At 62.9% G+C, this 26,275-nt stretch carries 26 protein-coding genes; 11 read left to right on the forward strand and 15 right to left on the reverse strand.

Going from position 1 to position 26,275, the window contains the following annotated elements; all coding sequences use genetic code 11:
- Positions 1 to 147: 147 nt before the first annotated feature.
- From AWB65_RS25685 to AWB65_RS25695, 3 genes are all read left to right on the forward strand, one after another.
- Positions 148 to 957 carry a DUF1835 domain-containing protein gene (locus AWB65_RS25685; RefSeq protein ID WP_087669839.1) on the forward strand — a complete coding sequence of 270 codons (810 nt, stop codon included), beginning with the start codon at positions 148 to 150 and terminating at the stop codon, positions 955 to 957.
- Between the two features lie 32 nt (positions 958 to 989).
- Entirely contained in the window at positions 990 to 1,595 is a 606-nt protein-coding gene (locus AWB65_RS25690; RefSeq protein ID WP_087669840.1) for a TetR/AcrR family transcriptional regulator, read from the forward strand.
- Between the two features lie 217 nt (positions 1,596 to 1,812).
- Entirely contained in the window at positions 1,813 to 2,481 is a 669-nt protein-coding gene (locus AWB65_RS25695; protein WP_235007765.1) for a GNAT family N-acetyltransferase, read from the forward strand.
- Positions 2,482 to 2,628: 147 nt separating this feature from the next.
- Here AWB65_RS25695 and AWB65_RS25700 read toward each other — a convergent pair whose 3' ends face one another.
- Complete coding sequence (locus AWB65_RS25700) at positions 2,629 to 3,132, reverse strand: Lrp/AsnC family transcriptional regulator (RefSeq protein ID WP_087669842.1); 504 nt, start codon at positions 3,130 to 3,132, stop codon at positions 2,629 to 2,631.
- A 140-nt stretch (positions 3,133 to 3,272) separates the two neighbouring features.
- On the opposite strand from AWB65_RS25700, the gene hppD reads away from it, so the two are divergent.
- Positions 3,273 to 4,376: a 4-hydroxyphenylpyruvate dioxygenase gene (gene hppD, locus AWB65_RS25705; RefSeq protein WP_087669843.1), complete on the forward strand. Its 1,104-nt coding sequence runs from the start codon at positions 3,273 to 3,275 to the stop codon at positions 4,374 to 4,376.
- A gap of 103 nt (positions 4,377 to 4,479) precedes the next feature.
- On the opposite strand, the gene AWB65_RS25710 is transcribed toward hppD, so the two are convergent.
- The gene (locus AWB65_RS25710; RefSeq protein ID WP_087669844.1) at positions 4,480 to 4,683 is read right to left on the reverse strand and encodes a hypothetical protein; all 204 of its coding nucleotides are present in this window, start codon (positions 4,681 to 4,683) and stop codon (positions 4,480 to 4,482) included.
- Positions 4,684 to 5,035: 352 nt separating this feature from the next.
- Between AWB65_RS25710 and AWB65_RS25715 the strand changes: the two genes are divergently transcribed.
- Positions 5,036 to 8,626 carry an indolepyruvate ferredoxin oxidoreductase family protein gene (locus AWB65_RS25715; RefSeq protein WP_087669845.1) on the forward strand — a complete coding sequence of 1,197 codons (3,591 nt, stop codon included), beginning with the start codon at positions 5,036 to 5,038 and terminating at the stop codon, positions 8,624 to 8,626.
- A 195-nt stretch (positions 8,627 to 8,821) separates the two neighbouring features.
- Here the strand turns inward: AWB65_RS25715 and AWB65_RS25720 are convergent, their stop codons facing one another.
- Together AWB65_RS25720 and AWB65_RS25725 are read right to left on the reverse strand one after the other, a co-directional pair.
- Positions 8,822 to 11,104, reverse strand: a complete 2,283-nt coding sequence (locus AWB65_RS25720) for an NADP-dependent malic enzyme (protein ID WP_087669846.1) — start codon at positions 11,102 to 11,104, stop codon at positions 8,822 to 8,824.
- A gap of 270 nt (positions 11,105 to 11,374) precedes the next feature.
- Positions 11,375 to 12,592: an MFS transporter gene (locus AWB65_RS25725; protein WP_087669847.1), complete on the reverse strand. Its 1,218-nt coding sequence runs from the start codon at positions 12,590 to 12,592 to the stop codon at positions 11,375 to 11,377.
- Positions 12,593 to 12,896: 304 nt separating this feature from the next.
- Between AWB65_RS25725 and AWB65_RS25730 the strand changes: the two genes are divergently transcribed.
- On the forward strand, positions 12,897 to 13,583 hold the full coding sequence (locus AWB65_RS25730; protein WP_087656732.1) for an orotate phosphoribosyltransferase: 687 nt from the start codon (positions 12,897 to 12,899) through the stop codon (positions 13,581 to 13,583).
- Positions 13,584 to 13,667: 84 nt separating this feature from the next.
- Here the strand turns inward: AWB65_RS25730 and AWB65_RS25735 are convergent, their stop codons facing one another.
- Entirely contained in the window at positions 13,668 to 14,381 is a 714-nt protein-coding gene (locus AWB65_RS25735) for a response regulator (protein ID WP_087669848.1), read from the reverse strand.
- Between the two features lie 287 nt (positions 14,382 to 14,668).
- On the opposite strand from AWB65_RS25735, the gene AWB65_RS25740 reads away from it, so the two are divergent.
- From AWB65_RS25740 to argC, 3 genes are all read left to right on the forward strand, one after another.
- The gene (locus tag AWB65_RS25740) at positions 14,669 to 15,271 is read left to right on the forward strand and encodes a YbhB/YbcL family Raf kinase inhibitor-like protein (protein WP_087669849.1); all 603 of its coding nucleotides are present in this window, start codon (positions 14,669 to 14,671) and stop codon (positions 15,269 to 15,271) included.
- Positions 15,272 to 15,438: 167 nt separating this feature from the next.
- Complete coding sequence (locus AWB65_RS25745; RefSeq protein ID WP_087669850.1) at positions 15,439 to 16,005, forward strand: flavodoxin family protein; 567 nt, start codon at positions 15,439 to 15,441, stop codon at positions 16,003 to 16,005.
- 130 nt (positions 16,006 to 16,135) lie between these two features.
- The gene (argC, locus tag AWB65_RS25750) at positions 16,136 to 17,083 is read left to right on the forward strand and encodes an N-acetyl-gamma-glutamyl-phosphate reductase (RefSeq protein ID WP_087669851.1); all 948 of its coding nucleotides are present in this window, start codon (positions 16,136 to 16,138) and stop codon (positions 17,081 to 17,083) included.
- Between the two features lie 228 nt (positions 17,084 to 17,311).
- Here the strand turns inward: argC and AWB65_RS25755 are convergent, their stop codons facing one another.
- The 4 genes from AWB65_RS25755 to AWB65_RS25770 form a co-directional block, all read right to left on the reverse strand.
- Complete coding sequence (locus tag AWB65_RS25755) at positions 17,312 to 17,677, reverse strand: response regulator (RefSeq protein ID WP_087656736.1); 366 nt, start codon at positions 17,675 to 17,677, stop codon at positions 17,312 to 17,314.
- A 7-nt stretch (positions 17,678 to 17,684) separates the two neighbouring features.
- On the reverse strand, positions 17,685 to 18,116 hold the full coding sequence (locus tag AWB65_RS25760) for a hypothetical protein (protein ID WP_087669852.1): 432 nt from the start codon (positions 18,114 to 18,116) through the stop codon (positions 17,685 to 17,687).
- A 220-nt stretch (positions 18,117 to 18,336) separates the two neighbouring features.
- The gene (locus AWB65_RS25765; RefSeq protein WP_087669853.1) at positions 18,337 to 18,960 is read right to left on the reverse strand and encodes a LysE family translocator; all 624 of its coding nucleotides are present in this window, start codon (positions 18,958 to 18,960) and stop codon (positions 18,337 to 18,339) included.
- A gap of 82 nt (positions 18,961 to 19,042) precedes the next feature.
- Complete coding sequence (locus AWB65_RS25770; protein ID WP_087669854.1) at positions 19,043 to 19,915, reverse strand: NAD(P)-dependent oxidoreductase; 873 nt, start codon at positions 19,913 to 19,915, stop codon at positions 19,043 to 19,045.
- An 89-nt stretch (positions 19,916 to 20,004) separates the two neighbouring features.
- Between AWB65_RS25770 and AWB65_RS25775 the strand changes: the two genes are divergently transcribed.
- Positions 20,005 to 20,766: a Mut7-C RNAse domain-containing protein gene (locus tag AWB65_RS25775; protein ID WP_087669855.1), complete on the forward strand. Its 762-nt coding sequence runs from the start codon at positions 20,005 to 20,007 to the stop codon at positions 20,764 to 20,766.
- 69 nt (positions 20,767 to 20,835) lie between these two features.
- The gene (locus tag AWB65_RS25780) at positions 20,836 to 21,108 is read left to right on the forward strand and encodes a hypothetical protein (protein WP_087669856.1); all 273 of its coding nucleotides are present in this window, start codon (positions 20,836 to 20,838) and stop codon (positions 21,106 to 21,108) included.
- 6 nt (positions 21,109 to 21,114) lie between these two features.
- Here AWB65_RS25780 and AWB65_RS25785 read toward each other — a convergent pair whose 3' ends face one another.
- From AWB65_RS25785 to AWB65_RS25810, 6 genes are all read right to left on the reverse strand, one after another.
- Positions 21,115 to 21,426: a cupin domain-containing protein gene (locus AWB65_RS25785; RefSeq protein WP_087669857.1), complete on the reverse strand. Its 312-nt coding sequence runs from the start codon at positions 21,424 to 21,426 to the stop codon at positions 21,115 to 21,117.
- Between the two features lie 15 nt (positions 21,427 to 21,441).
- Positions 21,442 to 22,749, reverse strand: coding sequence for an MFS transporter (locus AWB65_RS25790; protein ID WP_087669858.1), 1,308 nt, complete (start codon positions 22,747 to 22,749; stop codon positions 21,442 to 21,444).
- 234 nt (positions 22,750 to 22,983) lie between these two features.
- The gene (locus tag AWB65_RS25795) at positions 22,984 to 23,298 is read right to left on the reverse strand and encodes a high-potential iron-sulfur protein (RefSeq protein WP_087669859.1); all 315 of its coding nucleotides are present in this window, start codon (positions 23,296 to 23,298) and stop codon (positions 22,984 to 22,986) included.
- A 119-nt stretch (positions 23,299 to 23,417) separates the two neighbouring features.
- Positions 23,418 to 24,524, reverse strand: a complete 1,107-nt coding sequence (locus AWB65_RS25800; protein ID WP_087669860.1) for an NAD(P)/FAD-dependent oxidoreductase — start codon at positions 24,522 to 24,524, stop codon at positions 23,418 to 23,420.
- Positions 24,525 to 24,708: 184 nt separating this feature from the next.
- On the reverse strand, positions 24,709 to 25,686 hold the full coding sequence (locus tag AWB65_RS25805) for an AAA family ATPase (protein ID WP_087669861.1): 978 nt from the start codon (positions 25,684 to 25,686) through the stop codon (positions 24,709 to 24,711).
- Positions 25,687 to 25,812: 126 nt separating this feature from the next.
- On the reverse strand, positions 25,813 to 26,274 hold the full coding sequence (locus tag AWB65_RS25810) for a helix-turn-helix domain-containing protein (protein ID WP_087669862.1): 462 nt from the start codon (positions 26,272 to 26,274) through the stop codon (positions 25,813 to 25,815).
- Position 26,275 lies beyond the last annotated feature (1 nt).

Here is a 26,275-nt window from a genome sequence, read left to right on the forward strand (position 1 = left end):
ACGACGGCTACGTGCTGACGTGCCAGTGCCATCCGGTGAGCGATCGCGTCGTCGTGAGTTACGACGAACGTTGAGCGGGATATCGGTTGGCTTACACTCAGGGATCGCTTTCTGCGGTCCCTTTTTCGTTCGCCGGCCACTTTCACGATGAGCATCATCCACGTTACGAACGGCGATCACGCCGCCGACACCCTTCGAGAAGCGCTCAAGCTCGCCGAACGCGACGAGCGCGTGATCGCGCTGAAGGACGATCTCGCGGTCGGGACGTTGAAGGGCGTCGACGACGCGCCGGAAACGCGCGCCACGTTCTGGCGGCATGTGCTGACGCGCGAGGGCATCGACTTCGAGGCCGAGTTCGAGCAGCAGGAAGCGCAACTGCAAAGCCTCGTGCGCAGCGACGCGCAGATCGTCGTGTGGCACGGCCAGAGCGCGTCCGATCAGCTCGCGCTGCGGCGGGTCGCCTATCATCTGCGCAACGCGCCGCAGCGTCTGAACGAAGCGAAGCTATCCGAACGCGACCTGCCCATGACCATCGATGCCGACGGCCACGAGCGCCGCCGCGGCCGCGCGGACGGCATCACGGCGGTCGGCATGTTCACCGCACAAGAACTGCTCGCGAAACTGCCGAGCGCCGCGCCGATTTCGGTGTTGCGCATCGGGCGGCTCGCGCTCGAATGGCAGGAAGCGAAGCATATGAACGCCGAAACGCGCGGGTGGCACGAGAACACGTTCGTCTCGGGCAATTTCGCCGACATCGACGAAGCGATCCTCGACGCGCTCACCGCCGACTGGCAAGACGCGCGGCGCATCGCGGGCGCGGTGATGGGCGGCGACTTCGGCTTCCTGGTCAGCGATTCGATCGCACTCTGGCGATGCCGCGAGCTCGCAGCCGCGGGACGGCTTAAACTTCGCGGCGAGCCGGGCAATGTCGCCCAGGCCGAACTCCGGCGCAAATAAGCGCAACCCTCCAGCAATTCCACTGAAGATAAATGGCCCGCACAAGAGCGCCCGACCACGACACCCAGCGCGAGCAGATTCTCGAACTCGCTGCCGCCAAATTCGCGCAAACGAGCTATCCGAGCACCTCGATGGCCGATCTCGCCGCCGCGAGCGGCACGTCGAAAGCGCGTCTGTACCACTACTACGCGAGCAAGGAAGCGATCCTCTTCGACCTGCTCGACCGCTACACGAAGCGGCTGATGTTGATCATCGCCGAGGTGGAAGGCGCGAGCCAGCGGCGCGGTTTGAGCGAGCGCGAGGCGTTCGCCGAGCTGGTGCGCGCGTTTCTCGCGGAGTACGAGACGTCGCACAGCCGCCATGTCGCGCTGCTGAACGACGTGAAATACCTTGAAGACGCGCAACGCACGATCGTGCTCGACCGTCAGCGCGACATCGTCGCCGCGTTCGCCCGACAATTGGCGCGCGCATACCCGGCGCGCGCGACGAAGGAAAACCAGACCGCGCTCACGATGATGGTGTTCGGCATGATCAACTGGACGTTCACGTGGCTGAAGCCGGGCGGCAAGCTGGGATATCGCGAATTCGCGGAACAAGTCATGGACGTGATCGAGAACGGCCTGAACGGCGACGCATGAATTGTTGCGGTACAGCATGTCGAATTTACAATTCGATGTCATTTGGAGATACCGGCCCCAATTAATTGATATTTCACGACATTTTTTGTACTAAACGTTCTTTTAGAAGCCGGTCTCAGGGTCTTTTTAAGGGTTTTCCCGTATCCCGATTTCACTATTCGGGTAAAATTCGTTTTGCGATGCAGCACGTCGCATGACGATTCAAGGAGAACCCATCGTGAACATCACTCTTAACCGCTTTGCCGCACCCACCCTCGTAGCCGAGCGCGCGCTGCCTGAGGCAGGTCGAACGCCGGTTCTCGTTCGCGAGTTGTCATCGGGCGACCGCGAACGTCTCCTCACCCATTTCCTCGCACTTGACGAAGACGATCGCCTGCTGCGTTTTGGCCAGATCGTGCCGGACCACGTGATCGACAATTACGTCCGCAATATGGATTTCGCGCGCGACACGGTCTTCGGCGTGTTCGATTACGAACTGCGTCTGGTCGGCGTCGGCCATCTGGCCTATCTGCCGGCGGAAGGCGACAAGCGCACGGCCGAGTTCGGCGTGTCTGTTTTGGAAAGCGCACGCGGCCAGGGCATCGGCACCAAGCTCTTCGAGCGCGCCGCCATCCGCAGCCGCAATACGCAGGTTTCGACGCTCTATATGCACTGCCTGTCGCGCAATTCGACGATGATGCACATCGCGAAGAAATCGGGCATGAAGATCGAGTACGCATACGGCGAGGCCGATGCCTATTTGTCGCTCACGCCGGCCGATCAGAGCAGCCTCATCGCGGAGATGCTCCAGGAGCAGGCCGCCGTATTCGATTACACGATCAAGCGCCAGGCGCGTCGCGCGTCGCAGATGTTCCAGGTGTTCATGCCGACAGCGGACGCGGCTTAAGAATCAGCGCGGGGTTGTATCGGCCAGAGTTGGCGCTTTAGCGCTTACTCCGGCTCCATGCAACGAAATTGCACTGTGAGTGGGACCGAAACAAGAAAGGGCGGCAATGACCGCCCTTCTGCTTTTGAGCTTCTGCGTGCGATGGCTTTATAACAGCGGCAGCGCCGTCGTTTCCTTGATGCGTTCGAGCGAGAAGCTCGTTTTCACGTCGATCACCGACGGATGGTGCAGCAAATGATCCTGCACGAAACGCGAAAAGTGCGCCATGTCCTCCACCTGCACGCGCAACAGGTAATCCATATCCCCCGTCATTGCATCGCAAGCGACGACTTCCGGCCAATCCTGCACCGCCTCGCGGAATAAATCGGCGTGCGTCGCGGGATTCGACGATCGCGGCGCGAACGACGTCCCGCCGCGCTTTTCCAGCCGCACGTTCACATACGCGAGCAGCCCGAGCCCAAGCTTCTGTGAATCGAGCAACGCGACATAACCGCGAATCACGCCGCTTTCCTCCAGCCGCCGAATCCGCCGCAAACACGGACTCGGCGACAAATTCACCCGATCCGCGATCTCCTGATTCGACAGCCGGCCATTCTCCTGCAGGATCGCAAGAATCTTGCGGTCGATCGCATCCAGTTCGATATCAGCCATTTTTTGTCTCCTCCTTTCAAATCCTTGGCAGTAACTTGCGCAATCGTAGTCATCGGCGATTTATTTCGCAAGCATTCGCCGCGCGTGCTTCAGTACACTTCTTTTCAATATTTCCACGCAAAGATTCCAAGGAGACACGCATGACATTCCAGGGCTGGGACAACCCGATGGGCACCGACGGTTTCGAGTTCATCGAGTACACGGCACCCGATCCCGTCGCGCTCGGCAAGCTGTTCGAGCAGATGGGCTTCACCGCGATCGCGCGGCATCGTCACAAGAAAGTGACGCTGTATCGGCAGGGCGAGATCAATTTCATCATCAACGCCGAGCCGGATTCGTTCGCGCAACGCTTCGCGCGCCAGCACGGGCCGTCGATTTGCGCGATCGCGTTTCGCGTCGCCGATGCGGGGCAGGCCTACAAGCGCGCGCTCGAACTCGGCGCCTGGGGCTTCGACAACAAGACCGGCCCGATGGAGCTGAACATCCCGGCGATCAAGGGCATCGGCGATTCGCTGATCTATTTCGTCGATCGCTGGCGCGGCAAGAACGGCGCGCAGCCGGGCAGCATCGGCGATATCAGCATCTACGACGTCGATTTCGAACCGATCGCCGGCGCCGAGCCGAATCCGGTCGGCCACGGTCTGACCTATATCGATCACCTGACGCATAACGTCCACCGCGGCCGCATGATCGAATGGGCCGAGTTCTACGAGCGCTTGTTCAACTTCCGCGAAGCGCGTTATTTCGATATCGAAGGCAAGGTGACGGCGGTCAAGTCGAAGGCCATGAGTTCGCCGTGCGGCAAGATCCGTATTCCGATCAACGAGGAAGGCTCGGAGACGGCGGGCCAGATCCAGGAATATCTCGACGCGTATCGCGGCGAAGGCATCCAGCACATCGCGCTCGGCACCGACGACATTCACAGCACGGTCGACGGCCTGCGCGACGCGAAGATCGCGCTGCTCGACACCATCGATACCTATTACGAACTGGTGGATCGCCGCGTGCCGAACCACGGCGAATCGGTGGCGGATTTGAAGAAGCGCAAGATCCTGATCGACGGCGTGCGCGACGAAATCCTGCTGCAGATTTTCACGGAGAACCAGATCGGGCCGATCTTCTTCGAGATCATCCAGCGCAAGGGCAATCAGGGCTTTGGTGAAGGTAACTTCAAGGCGCTGTTCGAATCGATCGAACTCGATCAGATGCGGCGCGGCGTGCTGAGAGACACGACGGCGAGCTGATACCGCGAGGCGAATAAAAAGGCGAGGATCGAAAACGATCCTCGCCTTTTTTGTTTTTGACGGCCCATGCTCGGGGTAACGGCACCGGACAGGCCGCAGGGAATCAATCGTCCGACTCGTCGTCGGATTCGGAAGCGGTGCGTCCCGCGTTGCCGCTTTGGGCGGACGGCACGCGCACTTGCGCCACCTGCTTCGCGGACGATGCGGTGATTTGAGACGGATTCGTGTTGCCGGCGCGAATGGGCGCGTTCATCGCGAAAAACGCGGCCGAAACCATCAGGAAGCTCTGGATGTGGCGCTGTTTCATTGTTTCTCCTTCTGACTGCGTGCTGCTTTATGTACTGCTAGTGCTGCTTCGTAAAGCGTGACTCCGAACTACGGTACGCAAAATTGCGCAAGCGGGTGATTAGACAGGAGTCTACCGTCCGGTTCCCGAAATCGGTCGAATTTACACCTCGTAACATCCGTGCGCAAAGGCACCTGAAAACTTCGTCAAACGGTCATAAACTTAGCTAACGCGAGGATTTTTCAGCGGGTTTTTACCACTGCCGGAAAAGTCTGCAAGTCGTCACACTCACAATCCCGGCCGAAGCGTCCACAAGACGCCGAAGTCCGCAGAATGCTTTGGTGATCCCAAACTGGGTGGAGGAGTACACATAATGAATGCCCCGCTAGACGCAGAACAAAGAGCTTCGCTAGAAGCCGCGCTCAAATCCGTCACGCTCGACGACAAATACACGCTCGAACGCGGCCGCGCGTACATGAGCGGCATCCAGGCGCTGGTCCGCCTGCCGATGCTGCAACAGGAACGCGACAAGGCCGCCGGGCTCAATACCGCCGGTTTCATCTCCGGCTATCGCGGTTCCCCCTTGGGCGGTCTCGACCAGTCGTTGTGGAAGGCGAAGAAGCATCTCGCCGCGCACGGCGTCGTGTTCCAGCCGGGCGTCAATGAAGACCTCGCGGCCACCGCAGTCTGGGGCTCGCAGCAAGTCAACCTGTACCCGAGCGCCAAATACGACGGCGTTTTCTCGATGTGGTACGGCAAAGGCCCGGGCGTCGATCGCTCCGGCGACGTCTTCAAGCACGGTAATTCCGCAGGCTCGGCCCCGAACGGCGGCGTACTGGTGCTCGCCGGCGACGATCACGCCGCCAAATCGTCGACGCTCGCTCATCAGTCGGAACACGTCTTCAAGGCGTGCGGCCTGCCGGTGCTGTTTCCTTCGAACGTGCAGGAGTATCTCGATTTCGGCCTGCACGGCTGGGCGATGAGCCGCTACTCCGGCCTCTGGGTCGCGATGAAGTGCGTGACCGACGTGGTGGAATCGTCGGCGTCCGTCGATATCGATCCGCATCGCACGAAAATCGTGATTCCCACCGATTTCGCGATGCCCGACGGCGGTCTCAATATTCGCTGGCCCGATCCGCCGCTCGTGCAGGAAGCGCGTCTGCTCGACTACAAGTGGTACGCCGCCCTCGCCTACGTGCGCGCGAACAAGCTGGACCGCATCGAAATCGATGCGCCGAACGCGCGCTTCGGCATCATGACGGCGGGCAAGGCCTATCTCGACGTGCGTCAGGCGCTCGCGGACCTCGGTCTCGATGACGAAACCTGCGCCCGCATCGGCATTCGGTTGTACAAGGTCGGCTGCGTGTGGCCGCTCGAAGCGCAGGGCGCGCATGCGTTCGCGCACGGGCTGGAGGAGATTCTGGTCGTCGAGGAAAAGCGCCAGATTCTCGAATACGCGATCAAGGAAGAGTTGTACAACTGGCCGGATGCGCAGCGTCCGCGCGTGTACGGCAAGTTCGACGAAAAGGACGGCGCGGGCGGCGAATGGTCGGTGCCGATGGGCAACTGGCTGCTGCCGGCGCATTACGAATTGTCTCCAGCGATCATCGCGAAGGCGATCGCGACGCGGCTCGACAAGCTCGACCTGCCCGACGAGGTGCGCGCGCGCATCGCGACGCGCATCGCCGTGATCGAGGCGAAGGAACGCGCGCTGGCGAAGCCGCGCGTCGAAGCCGAGCGCAAGCCTTGGTTCTGCTCGGGCTGTCCGCACAACACGTCGACGAACGTGCCGGAAGGCTCGCGCGCGATGGCCGGCATCGGCTGCCACTACATGACAGTGTGGATGGACCGCAGCACGAGCACATTCAGCCAGATGGGCGGCGAAGGCGTCGCGTGGATCGGCCAGGCGCCGTTCACGAACGACAAGCACGTGTTCGCCAATCTCGGCGACGGCACGTACTTCCATTCTGGCCTGCTCGCGATCCGCGCGGCGATCGCGTCGAAGACGAACATCACTTACAAGATTCTCTACAACGATGCCGTCGCGATGACGGGCGGGCAGCCCGTCGACGGCGTGTTGACCGTGCCGCAGATCACGCATCAACTCGCCGCCGAAGGCGCGTCGAAGATCGTGATCGTCACCGACGATCCGGAGAAGTACTCGGCGAACGTCGGGCTGGCACCGGGCATCGACGTGCATCATCGCGACAAGCTCGACGATGTTCAACGCGAGCTACGCGAGATTGCCGGCACGTCGATCCTGATCTACGACCAGACTTGCGCGACCGAGAAGCGCCGTCGCAGGAAGCGCGGCGCGTATCCCGATCCGGCGAAACGCGTGGTGATCAACGAGGCAGTCTGCGAAGGCTGCGGCGATTGCTCGGTGAAGTCGAATTGCCTCTCGGTCGAGCCGCTCGATACCGAGTACGGCACGAAGCGCCAGATCAACCAGTCGACGTGCAACAAGGATTATTCGTGCCTGAACGGCTTCTGCCCGAGCTTCGTCACGGTCGAAGGCGGACAGTTGAAGAAGCCGAAGGCATCGAGCGTCGCGGGCGACGCGATGCCCGCCGTGCCGGAACCCGATCTGCCTGAAATCGCGCGGCCTTACGGCGTGCTCGTGACGGGCGTCGGCGGGACGGGCGTCGTGACGATCGGCGCGCTGCTCGGCATGGCGTCGCACCTGGAGCAAAAGGGCGTGACCGTGCTCGACGTCACTGGCCTGGCGCAGAAAGGCGGCGCCGTGATGAGCCACGTGCAGATCGCGAACAAGCCGGGCGACATCCACGCCACGCGCATCGCGATGGGCGAGGCCGATCTCGTGATCGGCTGCGATGCAATCGTGACGGCAAGCGACGAATGCGGCTCGCGGATGCAGCCGAACCATACGCGCGTCGTCGTGAACAGCGCGCAGACGCCAACCGCCGAGTTCATCAAGAACCCGAACTGGCGCTTCCCCGGCGCGAGCGCCGAGGCGGATATCCGCGCGGCGGCGGGCGAGCACGTCGCGATGGTCGATGCGAACCAGTTCTCCGTCGCGCTGCTCGGCGACGCGATCTACACGAATCCGTTCGTGCTCGGCTACGCGTGGCAGCGCGGCTGGGTGCCGCTGCGTCACGAATCGCTCGTGCGCGCGATCGAATTGAATGCGGTGCAGGTCGAGAAGAATCTCGCGGCGTTCGAATGGGGCCGTCGCGCGGCGCATGACGTCGAGGCCGTACGCCGTATCGTAAATTCGCAAGGCAGCGGCGCGGCGCAGGGCGGCACGAGCAAGATCATCGCGCTGCATACGCCGAAGGCACTCGACAAGCTGATCGAAAAGCGCCTCGCCTATCTCGCCGACTATCAAAACGAAGCGTATGCGGCGCGTTACGGCCGGCTGGTCGCGCAGGTTCGCACGGCGGAGGCGGAGCTTGGTTCGAACGAAGGGCAGTATCCGCTGACGGAAGCCGTCGCGAAGAATCTGCACAAGCTGATGGCGTACAAGGACGAGTACGAAGTGGCGCGTCTTTATGCCGATCCGGCTTTCGTTGAGAAGCTGAAGGGCAGCTTCGAAGGCGACTGGAAGATCAAGTTCCATCTCGCGCCGCCCGCGTTCTCGAAGAAGGACGCGAAAGGGCATCTGGTCAAGAAGCAGTACGGCCAGTGGGTGCTGCCCGCGATGCGCGTGCTCGCAAAGCTGAAGTTCCTGCGCGGAACGGCGCTCGATGTGTTCGGCAAGACGGAGGAGCGGCGGATGGAGCGGGCGTTGATCGTCGAGTACGAAGGGCTCGTGAAGGAGCTGATCGCCGGGTTGACGCTACCGAAACTCGCGCTGGCAATCGAACTCGCGAGTCTGCCCGATTCGATGCGCGGATACGGTCACGTGAAGGACAACAACGTGCAGGCCGCGAAGACGAAGTGGAACGCGCTGCTGGCTCGCTGGCGCGAAGGACAAAACGGCGAGGCGCGGCAGGTGGCTTGATTATTTGTTAGCGTTGGCAAGTAAAAAGGGCGGTCCGTGTTGCGGACCGCCCTTTTTTGCTTCGGCTTCAAATCAGCTTAGAACACGCAGCCGACCCGTGCGCGGACGCCGCATCGCCATGACCCGTCGACGAAAAGCCGCCGATGCGGCCACGCGCCATCACGCGATCGATACGTGCCGCTGACATCGATCACATCACATCGCGCTCTTCCCCACCCGCGCGCCCGCCGACGCCACCGCCGTCATGTTGATGATCCGCCGCACCGTCGCCGCCGGCGTCAAAATATGCACCGGCTTGTCGGTGCCGAGCAGGAACGGCCCGACCGTCACGCCTTCACCGCTCACCATCTTGAGCAGGTTGTACGTGATGTTCGCCGCCTCGACGTTCGGCATGATCAGCAGGTTCGCCTCGCCGTGCAGCGACGTGCCCGGGAACGCGGACTTGCGCACCGCCTCCGACAAAGCCGCATCGCCGTGCATCTCGCCATCGACTTCGAGATGCGGCGCACGTTCCGCGATCAGCTTGCGCGCCGCGGCCATGCGTTTGGCGGAAGCCGTCGGCACGCTGCCGAAATTCGAGTTCGACACGAGCGCCACCTTCGGCTGGATGCCGAACTTCTCGATTTCGCTCGCCGCGAGAATCGTCATGTCGGCGAGTTGCTCGGGCGTCGGCTCTTCGTTGACGTATGTATCGCTGATGAAGAGGTTGCGCCCCTGCAGCATCAGCAGGTTCATCGCGGCGAAGTTCTGCACGCCCTTCGCCTTGCCCAGCACCTGCTCGATGAACTTCAGGTGATCCTGATACGTATCGATCAGGCCGCAGATCATCCCATCGGCGTCGCCCATATGGACGAGGATCGCGCCGATCAGCGTGTTGAACTTGCGCAGCGCTGCCTTCGCGCTCTCCGGCGTCACGCCGCTGCGCGCCGCGATGCTGTGATATTCCTGCCAGCTTTTCTGATAGCGCGGATCGTCCTCGGGATTGACGATCTCGAAGTCGACGCCAGGCTTCAGCTTCGAGCCCATCTTCTTCAGCCGCATCTCGACGACCGCAGGACGCCCGATGATGATCGGCTTCGCGATCTTCTCCAGCAGCACGAACTGCGCGGCGCGCAGCACGCGCTCGTCCTCGCCTTCCGCGAACGCGATGCGCGCGGGCGCCGACTTCGCCGCCTGGAACACCGGCCGCATCACCATCCCCGTGCGATACACGGTCGTGCCGAGTTCCTCGCGATAGGCGTCCATGTCGTGGATCGGACGCGTCGCGACGCCCGAATCCATCGCGGCCTGCGCGACGGCCGGCGCGATCTTGATGATCAGGCGCGGGTCGAACGGCTTCGGAATCAGGTACTCCGGGCCGAATTCCAGCGAATGGCCTTCGTAGGCCTTCGCGACTTCATCGCCCTGATCGGTTTCCTCGGCGAGTTCCGCGATCGCGCGCACGCACGCGAGCTTCATCTGTTCGGTGATCGTGGTCGCGCCGACGTCCAGCGCGCCGCGGAAGATGAACGGGAAGCACAGCACGTTGTTGACCTGGTTCGGATAGTCCGAACGGCCCGTCGCGATGATGCAGTCCGGGCGCACCCTCTTCGCTTCTTCCGGGCGGATTTCCGGCTCCGGATTGGCGAGCGCGAGGATCAGCGGCTTGTCGGCCATCGTCGTGACCATCTCGGCTTTGAGCACGCCCGCGCTGGAACAGCCGAGGAACACGTCACAGCCGTGCATCGCATCGGCGAGCGTGCGCGCGTCGGTCGTCGCCTGATAGCGCTCCTTCGATGCATCGAGATTGCCGCGTCCTTCGAAGATCACGCCCTTCGAATCGACGACGAGCGTATTCGACTTCTTGAGGCCGAGGTCGACGAGCAGGTCCAGACAAGCGATTGCCGCCGCGCCCGCGCCCGAGCACACGAGCTTCACTTCGTCGAGCTTCTTGCCGACCACTTTCAGGCCGTTGAGAATCGCCGCCGACGCAATGATCGCCGTGCCGTGCTGGTCGTCGTGGAAGACGGGGATCTTCATGCGCTCGCGCAGCTTCTTCTCTATATAGAAGCACTCCGGCGCCTTGATGTCCTCCAGGTTGATGCCGCCGAGCGTCGGTTCGAGCATCGCGATCGCTTCGACGAGCTTGTCCGGGTCGGTCTCGGCGAGTTCGATGTCGAACACGTCGATGCCCGCGAACTTCTTGAACAGACACCCTTTGCCTTCCATCACCGGCTTGGCGGCGAGCGGCCCGATGTTGCCGAGCCCGAGCACGGCCGTGCCATTCGTCACGACGCCGACCAGATTGCCGCGCGAGGTGTACTTCTGCGCGTCGAGCGGTTCGTCGAAGATCGCCATGCACGCGGCCGCGACGCCCGGCGAATACGCGAGCGAGAGGTCGAGCTGGTTGGAAAGCGGCTTGGTCGGCGTGACGGAAATCTTGCCGGGCTTCGGATTCTGGTGATACGCGAGGGCGCTTTGCTTCAGTTGTTCGTCCATGATTAGCCTAGAGACGTTGGTGATTTTTCGAATAGGGGCCTCGCTGCCTTGACGCGGCCGCGGGGTGTCAATCGTGGATCGATCGTACGGCGGCGCCCGGCACGCCTGGTAAGGCGCGGCATCTCGCCGATGTGGATGACAGCGGCGGACGGAGCTTTTTTTGGGAGAATTAGTGTACACCCCGCGCATTGAATGACGCGAAGCAGCATTTGATCGAAGACGATGGGCGAAACCCTTAGCCAGCGTACTTTGGTGCGAAGAAAGCCGTGGTTATAGCAGTTCGGCGCCGCGCCGCTCGGGGATCAGGAAGAGCGTCGCGACGATGTCGAGCAGATAGATCGACGCGAGCAGCGCCAGCGCCGCCGCGAACGAATAGCGCGCCGCGAGCGCGCCCACGGCCACCGGCCCGAACCCGCCAACCGCCCGGCCGATGTTGAACAGTACGTTCTGCGCGGTCGCGCGAGCCTCGGTCGGATAGAGCTCGGAGATAAGCGCGCCGTAGCCGCCGATCATTCCGTTCACGAACACGCCCATCAGCGCGCCGCCAATCAGGAGCGCGAACGGCGTCGTCAGATTCGAGTAGACGAAAACCATCACGACTGCGCCGATCTGATAGACGAGGAACGCGGGCTTGCGGCCGAAGCGGTCGGCGGCGATGCCGAAGAGCCAGATGCCGAGCGCCATGCCGAGGACGGTCACGGCCGTCCAGACACCGGACTTCGTCAGCGAGTAGCCGAACGTCTTCGAAAGATAGCTCGGCAGCCAGATCATCAGGCCGTAGTAGCCGAAGTTCTGCACCGAGCACAGGATCACGACGCCGAGACTCGCGCGCGCGGTGCGGGCGTCGTCGAAGAGGCGCCGGAGCGGGAGTTTGCGGCTAACGCTTCGGCGTTCAGTGAAAAGCGCCGGTTCTTCCACGCGCCGCCGCACGCCGAACGACACGACCGCTGGCAGCAAGCCGACGGCGAACATCCCGCGCCAGCCGATCAGCGGCAAAAGCAGCGGCGTGAGGAGCGCGGCGGCGAGCACACCCGCCTGCCACCCAAGCCCCACATACGACGACGCCCGCGCCCGCTGTCGTGCCGGCCAAGCCTCGGCGACGAGCGCCATGCCGATGCCGAACTCCCCGCCGAGCCCGATCCCCGCGACGGTGCGATAGAACAGCAGATCGCCGAAACCCTGCGCGAGCGCGCAGAGGCCGGTGAAGACGGCGAAGAGGAGAATTGTCCACGTCAGCATTTTCACGCGGCCGTAGTAATCGGAGAGCGTCCCGAAGATCAGCCCGCCTGCCACCGCGCCGACGAGCGTCCACGTGACGAGCGAACCGGCCTGCGTCGGCGTGAGATGCAGGTCGGCGGCAATCGCCGGCAGCATGAAGCCGAGGATGAGCAGATCGAAGCCGTCCATCGCGTAGCCGAGCATCGAGGCGACGAGCGCGCGCACGGCGTGACGATCGGGGGAAGAAGCGGCGACGGCGGAGGAAGTCATCGGAAGCAGCCGGACGCTCGGCGGGCGCCCGGGACGTGAGAAGTGCCGCGAGTGTACGTGGCGCGCTTATCGCTCACAACCGGCAAAAAATTGCCGGACGCCGCGCGCTTTCAGCGTCGTTACAGGCCGGCCGGCGCTCGCTTGAGGGGCGTCAGTCGGGTAAAATCGCGGGCTACGCGCGCAGCAAACGTCCCGACAAACCCAGACGCTCCGGCTCCTCGGTTTCGTCCTCCGTACACGCTGCGCCACGGGCCCACGGGCCGCCTCCGCGCTCAAGCGCCACTCAAAGTCCAAGGATTCGCCCATGACAGGCAACGATCGCCAGACGATCTCCGACACCACCGCCAAAATGCTCCTGGAAGTGCAGGCGGTGCACTTCAACGCGGAAAAACCGTACATCTTCACGTCCGGCTGGGCGAGCCCGGTTTATATCGACTGCCGCAAGCTGATTTCGTATCCGCGCGTGCGCCGCGGCCTGATGGAAATGGCCGAAGCGACCATCCTGCGCGACGTCGGCTACGAGCAGATCGACGCGGTCGCGGGCGGCGAAACCGCCGGCATCCCGTTCGCGGCGTGGCTCTCGGACCGCCTGATGGTGCCGATGCAGTACGTGCGCAAGAAGCCGAAGGGCTTCGGGCGCAATGCGCAGATCGAGGGCCTCTTGACGGAAGGCCAGCGCGTGCTGCTGGTCGAGGACCTGACGACCGACAGCCGCAGCAAGATCAACTTCATCAACGCGCTGCGCACGGCCGGCGCGACGGTGAACCACTGCTTCGTGCTGTTCCACTACAACATATTCAAGGAAAGCGTGTCGGTGCTGAAAGACATTGACGTCGACCTGCACGCGCTCGCCACCTGGTGGGACGTATTGCGCGTCGCGAAGGACGCGGGCTATTTCGAAGCGAAGACGCTCGACGAAGTGGAGAAATTCCTGCACGCGCCGGCGGAATGGTCGGCGGCGCATGGCGGCGCAACAGCCGCGCCGCAATAAGCTTTTGCGATCGCTCAATCGAAAAAGCCGCTGGTCCTCGACGGGACCAGCGGCTTTTTCATTACGCATTAACAAGTTAATCGATTATCGGGTTTCGGGATTTTGAGGCAGTGGCGTATCGAGATTCCCGTCGCCGACATACGCCGATAGATTCAATAAACCATTACTCTGCGCATATTGAAACAATTCGGAATCGCGCTCGATGCCGAGTTTGCGCATCGCGGTGTTTTTCTGCGTGCTGATCGTTTTGATACTACGGCGTAATTGCGCGGCAATTTCAGTAATCGTCATGCCGGAAACGAAAAGCCGCACCACTTCCAGTTCGCGTTTCGACAAAACCACGTCCCGCTGCGCGCCGCTCGCGCTCAAGCCCATGCTGTCGAGCGCCTTCTGAACCGATGGCCCGATATATTCCTTCCCGCGCATGACCTGCACGACCGCGAGGCCGATGTGGCTCAGGTCGTCCGCCTTGCTGATCACGGCGTTCACGCCGACTTCGCGCAGACGCTTGAGCAGCGCGGGGTTCTCGAGCATCGTCAACACGACGATGCGCACGTTCGAAAACTGCCGCCCGATATAGCCCAGTAAAGGCATGCCGTCGCCGAATTGCCCGCCTGGCATGGCGAGGTCGGAGACGAGCACGTCGCAGGGGGTTTTCTGCAAGAGCGGAATGAGTTCCGTGGACTGGCGCGCCTGCCCGACGACTTCGACCTCCGGAAAACGGAGCAATGCCTGCGCCGCGCCGAATAAAATCACCGGATGGTCGTCGGCGATTATCACCCTGATTCGCTGGCTCATTATTCCTCCATCCACTGCAATTGACCGGACGCCTTGCAGATAAGCGTCGTCATGTTGTTTTCCATGTCTTGATCCATGTGAAACTTTGCGATCGAGCCGTCCGCGTCACGCCAAGGTCAATACAAGAACCGTGCGCGATCTTTACGTGACGAGCAAAAAATTTTAATGCTTTGTTGCAATCTTAAACTCGAAATCCGCATAAAGCCCATTTCTGAGACAAAATACATCGTTACGATCAGCGTAACGGTGCTAGGGAGCACCGGCGCCTCATACGGAGAAACCGCACTATGCCCCTGGCATGTCTGGCCCTGCGTCTCGCCGCGCCTCGTCCGCGCCGCTCCACGATGGTCCTCGCGATGCTGTGTTCGGCCGTGATCGTATACAAGGCGCCCCGGGCGCACGCCGAAGCGGCGTTTACCGTCAAGAGCGCCGATCTGTCGGCTGGCAAGGCCGTACCGCCCACATTGCTCTTTGATCAGACAGACTGCAAGGGGGGCAATCACTCGCCGCAACTCTCCTGGCACGGCGCGCCCGCCGAGACGCGCAGCTTCGCGATAACGATCTTCGATCCGGACGCGCCCGGCCGCGGCTGGTGGCACTGGGCGGCGGCCGGCATTCCCGCGACCGTGACGCAACTGCCGGCCAACGCGAGCGGATCGGGCGTCCTGCGGAAGATGGGCGCCGTCGAGGCCCGCAACGACTTCGACACCGACGGCTACGCCGGCCCCTGCCCGCCGCCCGGAAAAGCACATCGCTATGTGATCACGGTGTATGCGCTCAACTCCAGCGACTTGCGGCTGCGTCAGGGGCGTCCGGCGCTGATGTTCGAGCACGAAATCCGCACGACGACGCTCGCCAGCGCGCAGCTCGTCTTCACTTACGGGCGCTGACGGGCGCGCACTGCCGTCCTCCAGCGCGCCGGATATACGCAATTTGTCTTTGTTATACTCGCTTGCTCAGTGATCCTGTGTAATCGTTTGCATTGCGCCGTTCCCGCAGCGCAGGCACCCGCCACACTGCGCAGGATGCCCCTAACCACAAACCAAAGGACAACGCCGTGCCGAAAATCGTCATCGTTTATCACAGTGGCTACGGCCATACGAAGAAAGTGGCCGAAGCCGTGCTCGCCGGCACGCAGGACGCGGGCGCCGAGTCGAAGATCGTCGCGGTCGGCGATCTCGACGACGCCGCCTGGGCCGAGCTCGACGCCGCCGACGGCATCATCTTCGGCGCGCCGACCTACATGGGCGGGCCGTCGGCGGACTTCAAGAAATTCGCCGACGCCAGCTCGAAGCCGTGGTTTGCGCAGAAGTGGAAGGACAAGGTCGCGGCGGGCTTCACGAATTCCGCGACCATGAACGGCGACAAGTTCAACACGATCACCTACCTCGTCACGCTCGCGATGCAGCACGGCATGCTCTGGGCGGGCACCGGCATGATGCCGTCGAACACGAAGGCCGCGACGCGCAACGACCTGAACTTCGTCGGCGGCTTTACGGGGTTGCTCGCGCAATCGCCGGCGGATGCGTCGCCGGACGAAGCGCCGCCGCCCGGCGACCTCGAAACCGCGAAAGCATTCGGCGCGCGCGTCGCGGCCGTGACGGCGCGCTGGACGGGCAAGTAGGCATCGCCGGGGTCAGCCGATCGGCCGGTTCTGATTGCCCGCCATACCGCTGACTTCGAAGCGCATTAAAATGGCGCTTTTGCCACTCCCCGCGCGCACTGCGCGGCGAGGCCGAACCAGCGAGATCGAGATGACCACGAAAGTATTTGTCGACGGACAGGAAGGCACCACCGGCCTGAAGATTTTTGAATATCTGTCGGAGCGGCGGGACATCGAGGTGTTGCGCATCGACGAAGCGAAGCGCAAGGACGTCGAAGAGCGCCGGCGTCTGATCAACGCGTCGGACGTGACGTTCCTGTGCCTGCCCGACGTGGCGTCGCGCGAATCGGTGTCGCTCGTCGAGAACGACAATACGTGCGTGATCGACGCGAGCACCGCGTTCCGCACGCAGGACGACTGGGCGTACGGCCTTCCGGAATTGACCCGCGCCCAGCGCGAACGGCTGCGCACGGCCAAGCGCATCGCGGTGCCGGGGTGCCATGCGTCGGCGTTCGTGCTGTCGATGCAGCCGCTGGTGGCAGGCGGCCTCGTCCCCGCCGACTTCGACGCGCACGCGTACTCGATCACGGGCTACAGCGGCGGCGGCAAGAAAATGATCGCGGATTACGAAGCGGGCGGCGACGCGAAGCTCACGAGCCCGCGTCCGTATGCGCTTGGGTTGACGCACAAGCATCTGCCGGAGATGGCGGTGCGCTCGGGGCTGAAAAGCGCGCCGATCTTCACGCCGATCGTCGGCAACTTCCTGAAGGGGCTGGCGGTCACGACCTATTTCTCGCCGAATCAGCTCGCGCGCGCCGCCAAGCCGCAGGACGTGCAATCGATGCTCGCCGAATACTACGCGAACGAGCCGTTCATCCGCGTGCTGCCGTTCAACGCGGGAAGCAATCTCGACGACGGTTTCTTCGATGTGCAGGCGTGCAACGACACAAATCGCGTCGATATCTTCGTGTTCGGCAACGACGAGCGCTTCGTGACCGTGGCGCGGCTGGACAATCTGGGCAAGGGCGCCTCGGGCGCGGCGATCCAGTGCATGAATCTGCACATCGGCGCGGATGAAGAGGCGGGGTTGAAGCGGTAAGAACCGCGCAGGCGCGATTGCTTCGACCGCCAAGCCGATTCGCTGAAAAGCGCATCGGCTTTTTCTTTCGCCGAAAGGCGCAAGAAGCTGCAGTCGAAAAAAAACCCGCCTGCGAGGGCGGGTTGAATCCATATCAGTGGAGACATGGAGGAGACAAGAACGACTGTACCAAAATCATTGGTGCGCCGCAACATCGTGCGACGTTCTGTCTCGCTCCTGCAACGTCAGCTACGGTTGTGTCATGGACAAGATGAAGCCCAACTGATCCGCCGACACCGGCTTGACGAGATGAACGTCGAAACCGGCGTCCTGCGTCATTTCGTGATGCTGCGGCTGGCCCCATCCTGTCAGCGCGACGATCAACAGCGAGCGTCCATTCGGCAAGGTCCGCAACGCGCGCGCCGCCTCGAGCCCGTTCATCTGCGGCATGCCGAGGTCGAGGATCACGACCTCCGGCGCGAATTGCTGCGCAACATCGACGGCCTGCGAACCGTTTGCCGCGAGCGCCACCTCGTAGCCCATTCCGTTGAGCAGGTTCGACAACCCGATCAGGGAGTCGTCGTCATCGTCGGCGATCAGGATGCGTTTGGTCACGGCAGTCTCACTTGTTGCCCGATATCACGAGCTTTAGCTTGTTGGCGCCCGCCGTCGTCGCGACGATCTGAGTGCGCTGGCCGCGCGCGCCCAGATAGAAGTGCTGGCGGGAAGGAGAATTCTGGTCGTGGGTGGCGTCGGGCAGGCAGGACGCGATGTCGGCCGCGACGCCCTGCAGTGCATCCACGGTCGATCCGCTGTGCGACGTCCACACGCATTGGTAGCTGCCGTGTGACGACGCGCATTTGGCGTCGTCGCCATGAGGGAGCGCGACGGCGCGGCCGTCGTCAGGCGTAAGCGAGGAAAATCCGGGCGCCGCCGCGACGATGTGCTTGAGCGCGTCGCAGGGCGTGGGTGTGTCGTCGGCGAAGGCGGGGAGCCCGACGCAAAGCAGAAGCGCGGCTATGGCTGAGGCGACCGCTCGTCCTAAAGCAAACATGTGGCGCCTCCCTTTGTCGCTATTCTTCTTCGATCGACGCAAGACGTTGTTCGAAGGGCACTGTGCACCCGGATTCCGCGTACGTATGTTCGAAAGCGAATGAAACACATCATCTAGTAGCAAGACACGATCCACGAGAGAATTCGTCGGACGTTTCACGATTCACGTCGATATCGCGGATTTTTCACACAAATTGCGACGAGCTCTGTTTCGAGACGCATCAATGCCGCACCAGCGCCATCATCGCTCCGAAGCCGACGAAAATGCCGCCCGTCAGCCGGTTGAACGCCTTCGCGACATTCCCGCTCTTCAGCTTCGCGCCGATCCGCGTGCCGAGTGCCGCGTAAATCAGATACCAGCTCACTTCGATCACAGCGAACGTCGCGACGAGCACGCCAAATTGCGGCAGCGTCGGACGGGTCGCATCGATGAATTGGGGGAGAAGCGCGGCGGCGAACACGATCGACTTCGGATTGCTGCTCGCGATCAGGAAGCCGTTGCGGAAGAGCGCAAGGCTGCCGGTGTTCTCCGTGGCCGGGATGTCGACTTCGGCTTCAGACACTTTCGCCCGCCAGCTTTTCACGCCGAGCCAGACCAGATACGCAGCGCCAGCGAACCGCAGCGTGTCGAACATCGCGGGCCACGCTTCCAGAAAGACACCGAGCCCCGCCGCCGATACCGAGAACATCAGGATCAACGCCGATAAGCAGCCCGCCATCGTCGCACTGGAGCGCCGCAATCCGTGGCGCGCGCCGTGCGTCATGACCAGCAGCATGTTCGGCCCGGGGATCGCGGACAGGACGAATACGGTGGCGACAAAAAGCGACCAGATATGCAGATTCATCGCGGCGGACTATTTTTGAGATAGGACCGGATTATGCCGTCTGCAGACGCAGTCGCCTATTCATTCCACGTTTATTGACAATTCAGCGCCCTGCCCGGCGCGCCGCGACTTCGCCGAGCACCGCGAAATCCTTATCGCCGCCGCCGTGCGCGACGGCATCGATCAGGCTGTCGCGCACGAGGCTCGCGATCGGCAACGGCGTATCGACGGCTTCGGCCGCCGCCATCGCGAGCCGCACGTCCTTCAGCCCCAGCCGCGCCTTGAAGAGCGCCGGCTCGTAGCGGCGCTCCGCGATCATCTTCCCGTAGCCTTGATACACCGGCCCCGGAAACAGCGTGTTCGTGATGATGTCGAGGAACGCGTGTGTTTCGATGCCGTGGCCCGAGACCAGCGCCGCCGCCTCGCCGAACGTCTCGATCGCCGATGCCAGCATGAAATTCGCCGCCAGTTTCAGCACGTTCGCGTGCTGCGGATTCGTGCCGACGCGCCACGTCTTCTGGCCGATCGCGTCGAGGACAGGCTGCACGCGGTCGATCGCGTCGTCGGCGCCGGCGGCGAGGATGTTGAGCTTGCCCGCCGCCGCGACGTCCGGCCGGCCGAGCACCGGCGCCGCCACATAAGCGACGCCGTGTTGCGCGTGCAACTCGGTGAGTTCGGCGGCGAGCGCGGCGGAGATCGTCGCCATGTTGACGTGGACAAGGCCCTTCGGCGCGTGCTTCAGCAGGCCACCGTCGATCAGGACCGAGCGCAATGCGACGTCGTCGGCGAGCATCGAAAAGGCGGCGTCACCGGAAAACGCCTGCTCCGGTGTATCGACGACCGACGCGCCCAGATCCGCCAGCGCCTTCGTGCGCGCGGCCGAGCGGTTCCAGACGCGCACCGTGTGCCCCGCCTTCAGCGCATTGCCCGCTATCGCGCTGCCCATTTCGCCCAGTCCGATGAAACCGATGTCCATGCCATGCTCCTTTCAATGAAGAAAATGCCGGAGCCAGTAGATCACATCGACCTGAAGCATGCAGCGCCGGGCGATGCGATACTCGTTACATGGTTCACGCACACTTTCGTTTCCACCACGAACTGAACGAATTCCTCGCGCGACCGCAACGCGAGAAGGCGTTCGTTTGCGCGTGCGCGAAGGGATCGTCGACGAAGCACATGATCGAGGCGCTCGGCGTGCCGCACACGGAAGTCGAGTTGATCCTGCGGAACGGCGAGCCGGCCGGGTTTGACGCGCCGATCGCCGACGGCGATTCGATCGGCGTCTATCCGAAGCACGCGGCGCCGCGCGGCATGGAAACCGGGGCGCTGCTGCTCAGGCCGCCGTTGCGCGGCGCCGGATTGCGCTTCATCGCAGATGCGCATCTCGGCGCGCTCGCGCAACTGCTGCGGCTCGCGGGCTTCGACACCCGCTACGACAACAACTTCCCCGACGATGAAATCGAACAACTCGCGCTCGACGAGCATCGCGTCGTGCTCACGCGCGATCGCGAATTGCTGAAGCGCCGCAGCGTCGTGCACGGCTGTTACGTGCGCGCGCTGCAAGGCGATGCGCAGTATCGCGAAATCGCCGACCGGCTGAATCTCGCGCCGCATGTGCGCGCGTTTCGGCTTTGTTTGATGTGCAACGCGCCGCTCCGTCCGGCGCATCCGCACGATCTCGACGGCCGCGTGCCCGAAGGCGTGCGCGAGCGGCACACGCGCTTCGTGACGTGCGACGTCTGCCGCCGCGTCTTCTGGGAAGGGACGCACTGGAAGCGCATGCGCGAGCGCATCGACGCCCTCGCCGACGCGAGCAGACCCGCGTAACGGCTAGACCGCGAGAATAAGCTCGTACAATACGCGGCTTCCCTTCCACCCCAAACCCCGGAGCTTCTTGTGAAGAAATTCGACCTCGAAAAAAACAAGGCGCTCAAGCTCGCCAACGATCTGAAGCAGAGCAGCGCCGCGCGTATCGGCCAGGCAGGCGCGCAGCCGAAGCTTGACCGCCGCGAACAGCGCAAGCTCGATCAGGAAAAAGGTCTCGTGCCGTTCGCCTGCAAGCTCGACGCATCGCTCGTCAAGCAATTGCAGGAACGCGCCGCCGCGCACGAAGGCGGCATGACCGAAGCGCTCGCCGAACTGCTGATCGTAGCCGGGCTGACGCGGTAAGGCTCGCTAAACGCTGCCTTCCTGTTCGATCACCAGAATGCGCGCCTCGCCGACCGGCTCGGCGTAGTGCTCGTCGCCGGCCTGCGCGTGGACGATATCGCCGGCCTTGAGCATCAGCGTTTCCTCGCGGCCGTCGCGTCGCACGTGCATCTTCACCTCGCCGTGCATTACGGCGAAAACTTCCTCGCCGTCGTTGACGTGCCATTTGTACGGCTTGTCCGTCCAGTGAAGGCGGCACGAGATGCCGTTCATCACGCAGACGTCGAGCGCGCCCCACGCGCGTTCAGCCGTGAAATTCTCGCTTTCGATGACTTTCATGTTCCAGTCCGTTGACTATCGGCTCAGTTGCCGCGCTTCGTCGACATCGGCGGGGCGCGTCGCCGGAATGCACGCCACCGCGATCAGCGACAGCGCGATTCCCGCCATCACGTAGAGCGCCGGCGCGAGCTGCGAGCCGGTCGAGCGGATGAGCCACGTTACGATGAACTGCCCGAAGCCGCCGAAAAGCATCACCGCGATGTTGTACGCGAGCGATAAACCCGTCGAGCGAATATGCGCCGGAAAAAGCTCCGCGATCAGCGCGCCGAACGGGCCGTAATAGCCGGATAGCGCAATCGACAGCAGCGCCTGCACGACAATGAGCCGCATCATGCTCGGCTCGGCCGCGAGCCACGCGAAGAGCGGATAGATGATCACGAGCGTGATCAGGAGCGACCACAGCGTCAACCCCTTCCTGCCGATGCGATCGGACCACGCGCCCGCGACGGGCGAAAGCACCGTCAGCAACAGATTCCCGACGATCAGCGCCGTGAACGACTGCCCGAACGGCAGCCCGAGTTGCTTGACCGCAAACGTCGGCAGATAGCCGATCAGCACGTAGACCGTCACCGTCAGCGCGATCACCGAGCCGAGCCCGCATAGCACTTCGCGGCTGTGTTCGCGAAAAACTTCGCCGAGCGTCGCGCGGCGGGCGGTTTTCTTCGCGTGCAGGAAGGCTTCCGTGTCCATCATGTTGCGCCGGATGTAGAAACCGACCGGCCCGATCACCAGCCCGAGAATGAACGGCACGCGCCAGCCCCATGAATGCAGCGCCTCGGGCGACATCCCGCGCGAGATCGCGGCACCGACTACCGCGCCGAGCAGCAGCGCGGCCGCCTGGCTCGCCATCTGGAAGCTGCCGTAGAAACCGCGCTTTGAAAACGGCGCGGCTTCGATGAGGAGCGCGGTCGAACTGCCGAACTCTCCGCCCGCCGAGAAGCCCTGCAACAGCCGCGCGAACACGATGATGAGCGGCGCGCCGAGGCCGATCGCCGAATAGGGCGGCGCGATCGCAAGCAGAAAGATGCCGAGCGTCATCAGCCCGATGACGAGAGTCAGCGCCGCCTTGCGCCCCGCGCGATCGGCATAGAGCCCGAGGACGATGCCGCCCACCGGCCGCATCACGAAGGCCACGCCGAAGGTCGCCGTGGTGAGGAGAATCGAGGCGTAGTCGCTGGTGCTCGGGAAGAATAGCTGCGCGATCACGACCGTCATGAAGCCGAACACCGTGAAGTCATACCATTCGAGCGCGTTGCCGATCACGGCGGCCGCGACGGCGCGCGTGTTCGGTGGCCTGACAGTCTTTCGATTCACAGTTGCCATGAATGCTCCCGCCCTTCGGGCGCCGTGCCTCGGTTGGATCGTCCATCAGCCGCGAATCCGGCGCTCGACGGATTTATGCCTTGGCGAGTGTAATTACGGCGCGCATCGTTATCAAGCAATGAAAAAAGCGCGCTCGACCGTCAGGTCGGCGCGCTTCTTTTCTCTCAGGCCGGCTTTTGGAGAAACCGTGTCTTTCGGGCCCCGGCGGATCGCCGCGGGTCAGGGCCCTCTGCTTCAGGCTTTCTTGTTGTAGGCGCTGCACCAGCCCTTCGAGGCGACCTGCTTATTGGCGAACATCGGGCACGGCGCCCAGGCGTCGGCCGCTTTGCCCTGATAGAACGAGCAGTTGCCGCAATCCTGGCCGGCGACGAATTTCGTGTACTTGGCTTTGTCCACCTTGCTGGCGTCGTGCTTGTAGCCGAGTGCCTGCGCGGTCGGATCGCTTTCCTCGACCTTGGCGGCATCGGCGGCGAAGGCGGTGCGGCTCAGTGCCAGCGTCGAGGCCACGCCGATGCTCGATATGAGAAACGTACGACGGGATGTCTTCATGATGACTCGCTCCATGTATTGGGGGGACGACGCGCCGTTCTGACGACGGCGATACCCCAGCATATCAACCGGAAGCGGCCTCATGAAGCCCAAATGTCATAGATAAAGGCGCCAACAAGTCAGGTGAGACGCATCATCTCGACGACGCGATCAGCGATCGCAAGCGACGCCGTCAGCCCCGGCGACTCGATGCCGAACAGGTTCACGAGCCCGCGCACGCCATGCGCGGACTTGCCCTGGATCATGAAGTCAGCGGCGGCCTGGCCGGGGCCGGAGAGCTTCGGGCGGATGCCCGCGTAGGCCGGTTGCAGCGCGCCGTCGGGCAGGCCTGGCCAGTACGCGCGGATCGCCGCGTAGAAGGCGTTCGCGCGCTGCGGATCGACGTCGTAGCTGATCGACTGCACCCACTCGACGTCCGGCCCGAACTTCGCCTGCGCGCCGAGATCGATGGTGAGATGCACGCCGAGGCCGGCTTCGTTCGGCATCGGATAGATCAGGCGGTCGAAGGGCGCGCGGCCGCTCACGCTGAAATAGTTGCCCTTCGCGAAGTAGAGCGGCGGGACGTGGCGGTCGTCGAGGCCGCGGATCTTGCGCGCGATGTCGTTCGCGAAGAGGCCCGCGCTGTTGACGAGGTGCGTGGCGCGCAGGCGCGTCGGCGTGGCGCCGCCGGTATCGATGATGAAGCAGCCTTCGCGCGCGTCGATCGCGGTAACGGGCGTGTGGAAGGCGATGTTCGCGCCGTCGCGCTCGGCGTCGCCTTGCAGCGCGAGCATGAACTGATGGCTGTCGACGATGCCGGTTTCCGGCGACCACACCGCCTCCACGCATCGCAATTGCGGCTCCATCGACATCGCCTCGGCGGCGCTCAAACGTTGCAGCCCGGTGACGTGATTCTCGATGCCTTTTTGCTCGATCGCCGCGAGTTGCGGCACCTGGTTGCGCGCGGTCGCGACGAGCAGCTTGCCGCAGCGCTGGTGCGGCACGCCGTGCGACTGACAAAATTCGTAGAGCATCGCGCGGCCGCGCACGCAAAGCTCGGCCTTCAGCGACCCGCGCGGATAGTAAATGCCCGCGTGAATCACCTCGCTGTTGCGCGAACTCGTGCCGATCCCGACCCCTTCACCCGCCTCCAGCACCACGACTTCGCGGCCGCGCGCCGCGAGCGCCCGGGCGATCGCTAGTCCGACCACGCCCGCTCCAATCACTACGCATTCGATCTGGTCCATGTCTTTTCCGTCGCAGGTTCATCCAATGCATTCTACTTTCTGGACTATTGCGTGTTGCACAACAACCGCACATGAATTAGATCGTTTTCTGCACTGATTTCAGAAAAGGCAAGAAATCGACTGTTTTGAGCCTGAAAAGCCGCCTTTCGACGGCCTTTTCGGCAAGTTTTAAAACAACGGGCTTTCAGAATCCGATCGCCTTCTTGCGTGAATTGTGGTCGATCTGGATGTCGCGCGCCTCCACTTGGTGCCGGGATTCGATGCGCGCGTTGCCGAACGCATTGAGCATCGCCCGGCGCATCGCGCGCGGCGAGGCTTTGGTGAGCGCGTCGAGCGGCGCGTCGCCGAGCGTTTCCGGAAAGCGCCGGCCCCACGCGTGCGCGTCACGGATCTCGGCGTAGATCGCCTGAGCGATGCGCCGAGCGCCGTCGCGATCGGGCGGCGGAATCTCATACACGTTCATGCGGTTCAAAAGCGGCTCGGGGATCGCGCGGGCGTCATTCGCGGTCGCGATCCAGACGACGTTGCCCGCGTTGATCGGCACCTCGGCGAATTCGTCGACGAAGGTTTCCGCCGTGTCGTGTTCGAGCAGCGAATAGAGCGCGCCGAGCGGGTCGTACTGGGCGTCGCCGGTGGCTTTGTCGATTTCGTCGACGGTGATGACCGGGTTCGCGTAGCTGCCGTTGACGAGCGCGTCGAAAACCTTGCCCGGCTTGGCGTTGCGCCATTGCGAAGACGCGCCCGACAGGATCCAGCCAGCGGTGAGCGAGCTCATCGCGACATAATGGCTGGTCGTGCCGAGCAGCCGCGCGAGCTGTTTCGCGAAATGCGTCTTGCCGATGCCGGGCTCGCCGAGCAGCAGGATCGGCATGAGTTCGAGGCGATCCTCGGTTTCGAGACAGAGCGCGATCTGCTTGCGGATGTCGGCAAGCGGCTCCTCGAAGTTGGGCAGGTTGCCAACGAGATCGTCGATCGACGGCATGCGGTTCGGCTTCACGCAAAAGCGCAGGTTGCCGACCTTGAGCATCTTTTCGTAGGTGGCGCGAAGGGCTTCGCTCGAGCCCTCGGAGAGATCGTTCAGCGCGGTTTCGACGTCGTCGAGACTGAAAACCTTGCTGAACGATGCGACCGCAAGCTCCTGTTTGACCACGGCTGTCGTCATGTCACACCCCGTCGTTTTCTGTAGTCGATGAGGTCAGTGTATCGACGACAAAAGGGCTGGCAAGCGAGCAGTCGTGGGGGGGTGCTGCTAATTTGGGAGGGGTTTCGAGGGACGCGCGCCGCGCAATCACACGTCAGTGCTGGCTGGCTGCTCGGCCTGCTCGGTATGACGCCACCCGCGCGGAGTCTCGCGCATGACGAAATGCAGCGTGCGCTCGGTCACATTCAGCGCAGTTACCAGATTCTTGATGGCTTCGTCGCCGTCCGCGTGTTGCAGATAGATGGCGCGCATGGCGAAATCCGCCAACCGCGGGACGGGCTCGACGGACTTCTCCCACTTTGCGATGGCCTGGTCGGTCTTGTCCATCAACTGGCCGACCGCACCTTGAGACAAGCAGAGCGCTTGACGCAGATAGCGGAATTCGGCGCCGGCAAGCGGTGTGATTTTTCGCGTCAGCGCGATGCAGACGGCCTTAACGAGGCCATCGAGATCGTGGAAGGAGACGCCCTTTCCGTAAGGCGTATCAATCTCCTCGTAGCCATTTGCAAGCCAGACATTAGAGAGGCCACCATCGGTGAATTGAAACATT

Origin of the sequence: Caballeronia humi (assembly GCF_001544475.1) — a bacterium.
GTDB lineage: Bacteria > Pseudomonadota > Gammaproteobacteria > Burkholderiales > Burkholderiaceae > Caballeronia > Caballeronia humi.

Bases quoted from the DNA above. Each gene is read 5' to 3' on its own strand.
- AWB65_RS25685 (WP_087669839.1), top strand. From the start codon at position 148: ATGAGCATCATCCACGTTACGAACGGCGATCACGCCGCCGACACCCTT.
- AWB65_RS25690 (WP_087669840.1), top strand. From the start codon at position 990: ATGGCCCGCACAAGAGCGCCCGACCACGACACCCAGCGCGAGCAGATT.
- AWB65_RS25700 (WP_087669842.1), bottom strand. From the start codon at position 3,132: ATGGCTGATATCGAACTGGATGCGATCGACCGCAAGATTCTTGCGATC.
- hppD (WP_087669843.1), top strand. From the start codon at position 3,273: ATGACATTCCAGGGCTGGGACAACCCGATGGGCACCGACGGTTTCGAG.
- AWB65_RS25710 (WP_087669844.1), bottom strand. From the start codon at position 4,683: ATGAAACAGCGCCACATCCAGAGCTTCCTGATGGTTTCGGCCGCGTTT.
- AWB65_RS25715 (WP_087669845.1), top strand. From the start codon at position 5,036: ATGAATGCCCCGCTAGACGCAGAACAAAGAGCTTCGCTAGAAGCCGCG.
- AWB65_RS25720 (WP_087669846.1), bottom strand. From the start codon at position 11,104: ATGGACGAACAACTGAAGCAAAGCGCCCTCGCGTATCACCAGAATCCG.
- AWB65_RS25725 (WP_087669847.1), bottom strand. From the start codon at position 12,592: ATGACTTCCTCCGCCGTCGCCGCTTCTTCCCCCGATCGTCACGCCGTG.
- AWB65_RS25730 (WP_087656732.1), top strand. From the start codon at position 12,897: ATGACAGGCAACGATCGCCAGACGATCTCCGACACCACCGCCAAAATG.
- AWB65_RS25735 (WP_087669848.1), bottom strand. From the start codon at position 14,381: ATGAGCCAGCGAATCAGGGTGATAATCGCCGACGACCATCCGGTGATT.
- AWB65_RS25740 (WP_087669849.1), top strand. From the start codon at position 14,669: ATGCCCCTGGCATGTCTGGCCCTGCGTCTCGCCGCGCCTCGTCCGCGC.
- argC (WP_087669851.1), top strand. From the start codon at position 16,136: ATGACCACGAAAGTATTTGTCGACGGACAGGAAGGCACCACCGGCCTG.
- AWB65_RS25760 (WP_087669852.1), bottom strand. From the start codon at position 18,116: ATGTTTGCTTTAGGACGAGCGGTCGCCTCAGCCATAGCCGCGCTTCTG.
- AWB65_RS25765 (WP_087669853.1), bottom strand. From the start codon at position 18,960: ATGAATCTGCATATCTGGTCGCTTTTTGTCGCCACCGTATTCGTCCTG.
- AWB65_RS25770 (WP_087669854.1), bottom strand. From the start codon at position 19,915: ATGGACATCGGTTTCATCGGACTGGGCGAAATGGGCAGCGCGATAGCG.
- AWB65_RS25775 (WP_087669855.1), top strand. From the start codon at position 20,005: ATGGTTCACGCACACTTTCGTTTCCACCACGAACTGAACGAATTCCTC.
- AWB65_RS25785 (WP_087669857.1), bottom strand. From the start codon at position 21,426: ATGAAAGTCATCGAAAGCGAGAATTTCACGGCTGAACGCGCGTGGGGC.
- AWB65_RS25790 (WP_087669858.1), bottom strand. From the start codon at position 22,749: ATGGCAACTGTGAATCGAAAGACTGTCAGGCCACCGAACACGCGCGCC.
- AWB65_RS25795 (WP_087669859.1), bottom strand. From the start codon at position 23,298: ATGAAGACATCCCGTCGTACGTTTCTCATATCGAGCATCGGCGTGGCC.
- AWB65_RS25800 (WP_087669860.1), bottom strand. From the start codon at position 24,524: ATGGACCAGATCGAATGCGTAGTGATTGGAGCGGGCGTGGTCGGACTA.
- AWB65_RS25805 (WP_087669861.1), bottom strand. From the start codon at position 25,686: ATGACGACAGCCGTGGTCAAACAGGAGCTTGCGGTCGCATCGTTCAGC.
- AWB65_RS25810 (WP_087669862.1), bottom strand. From the start codon at position 26,274: ATGTTTCAATTCACCGATGGTGGCCTCTCTAATGTCTGGCTTGCAAAT.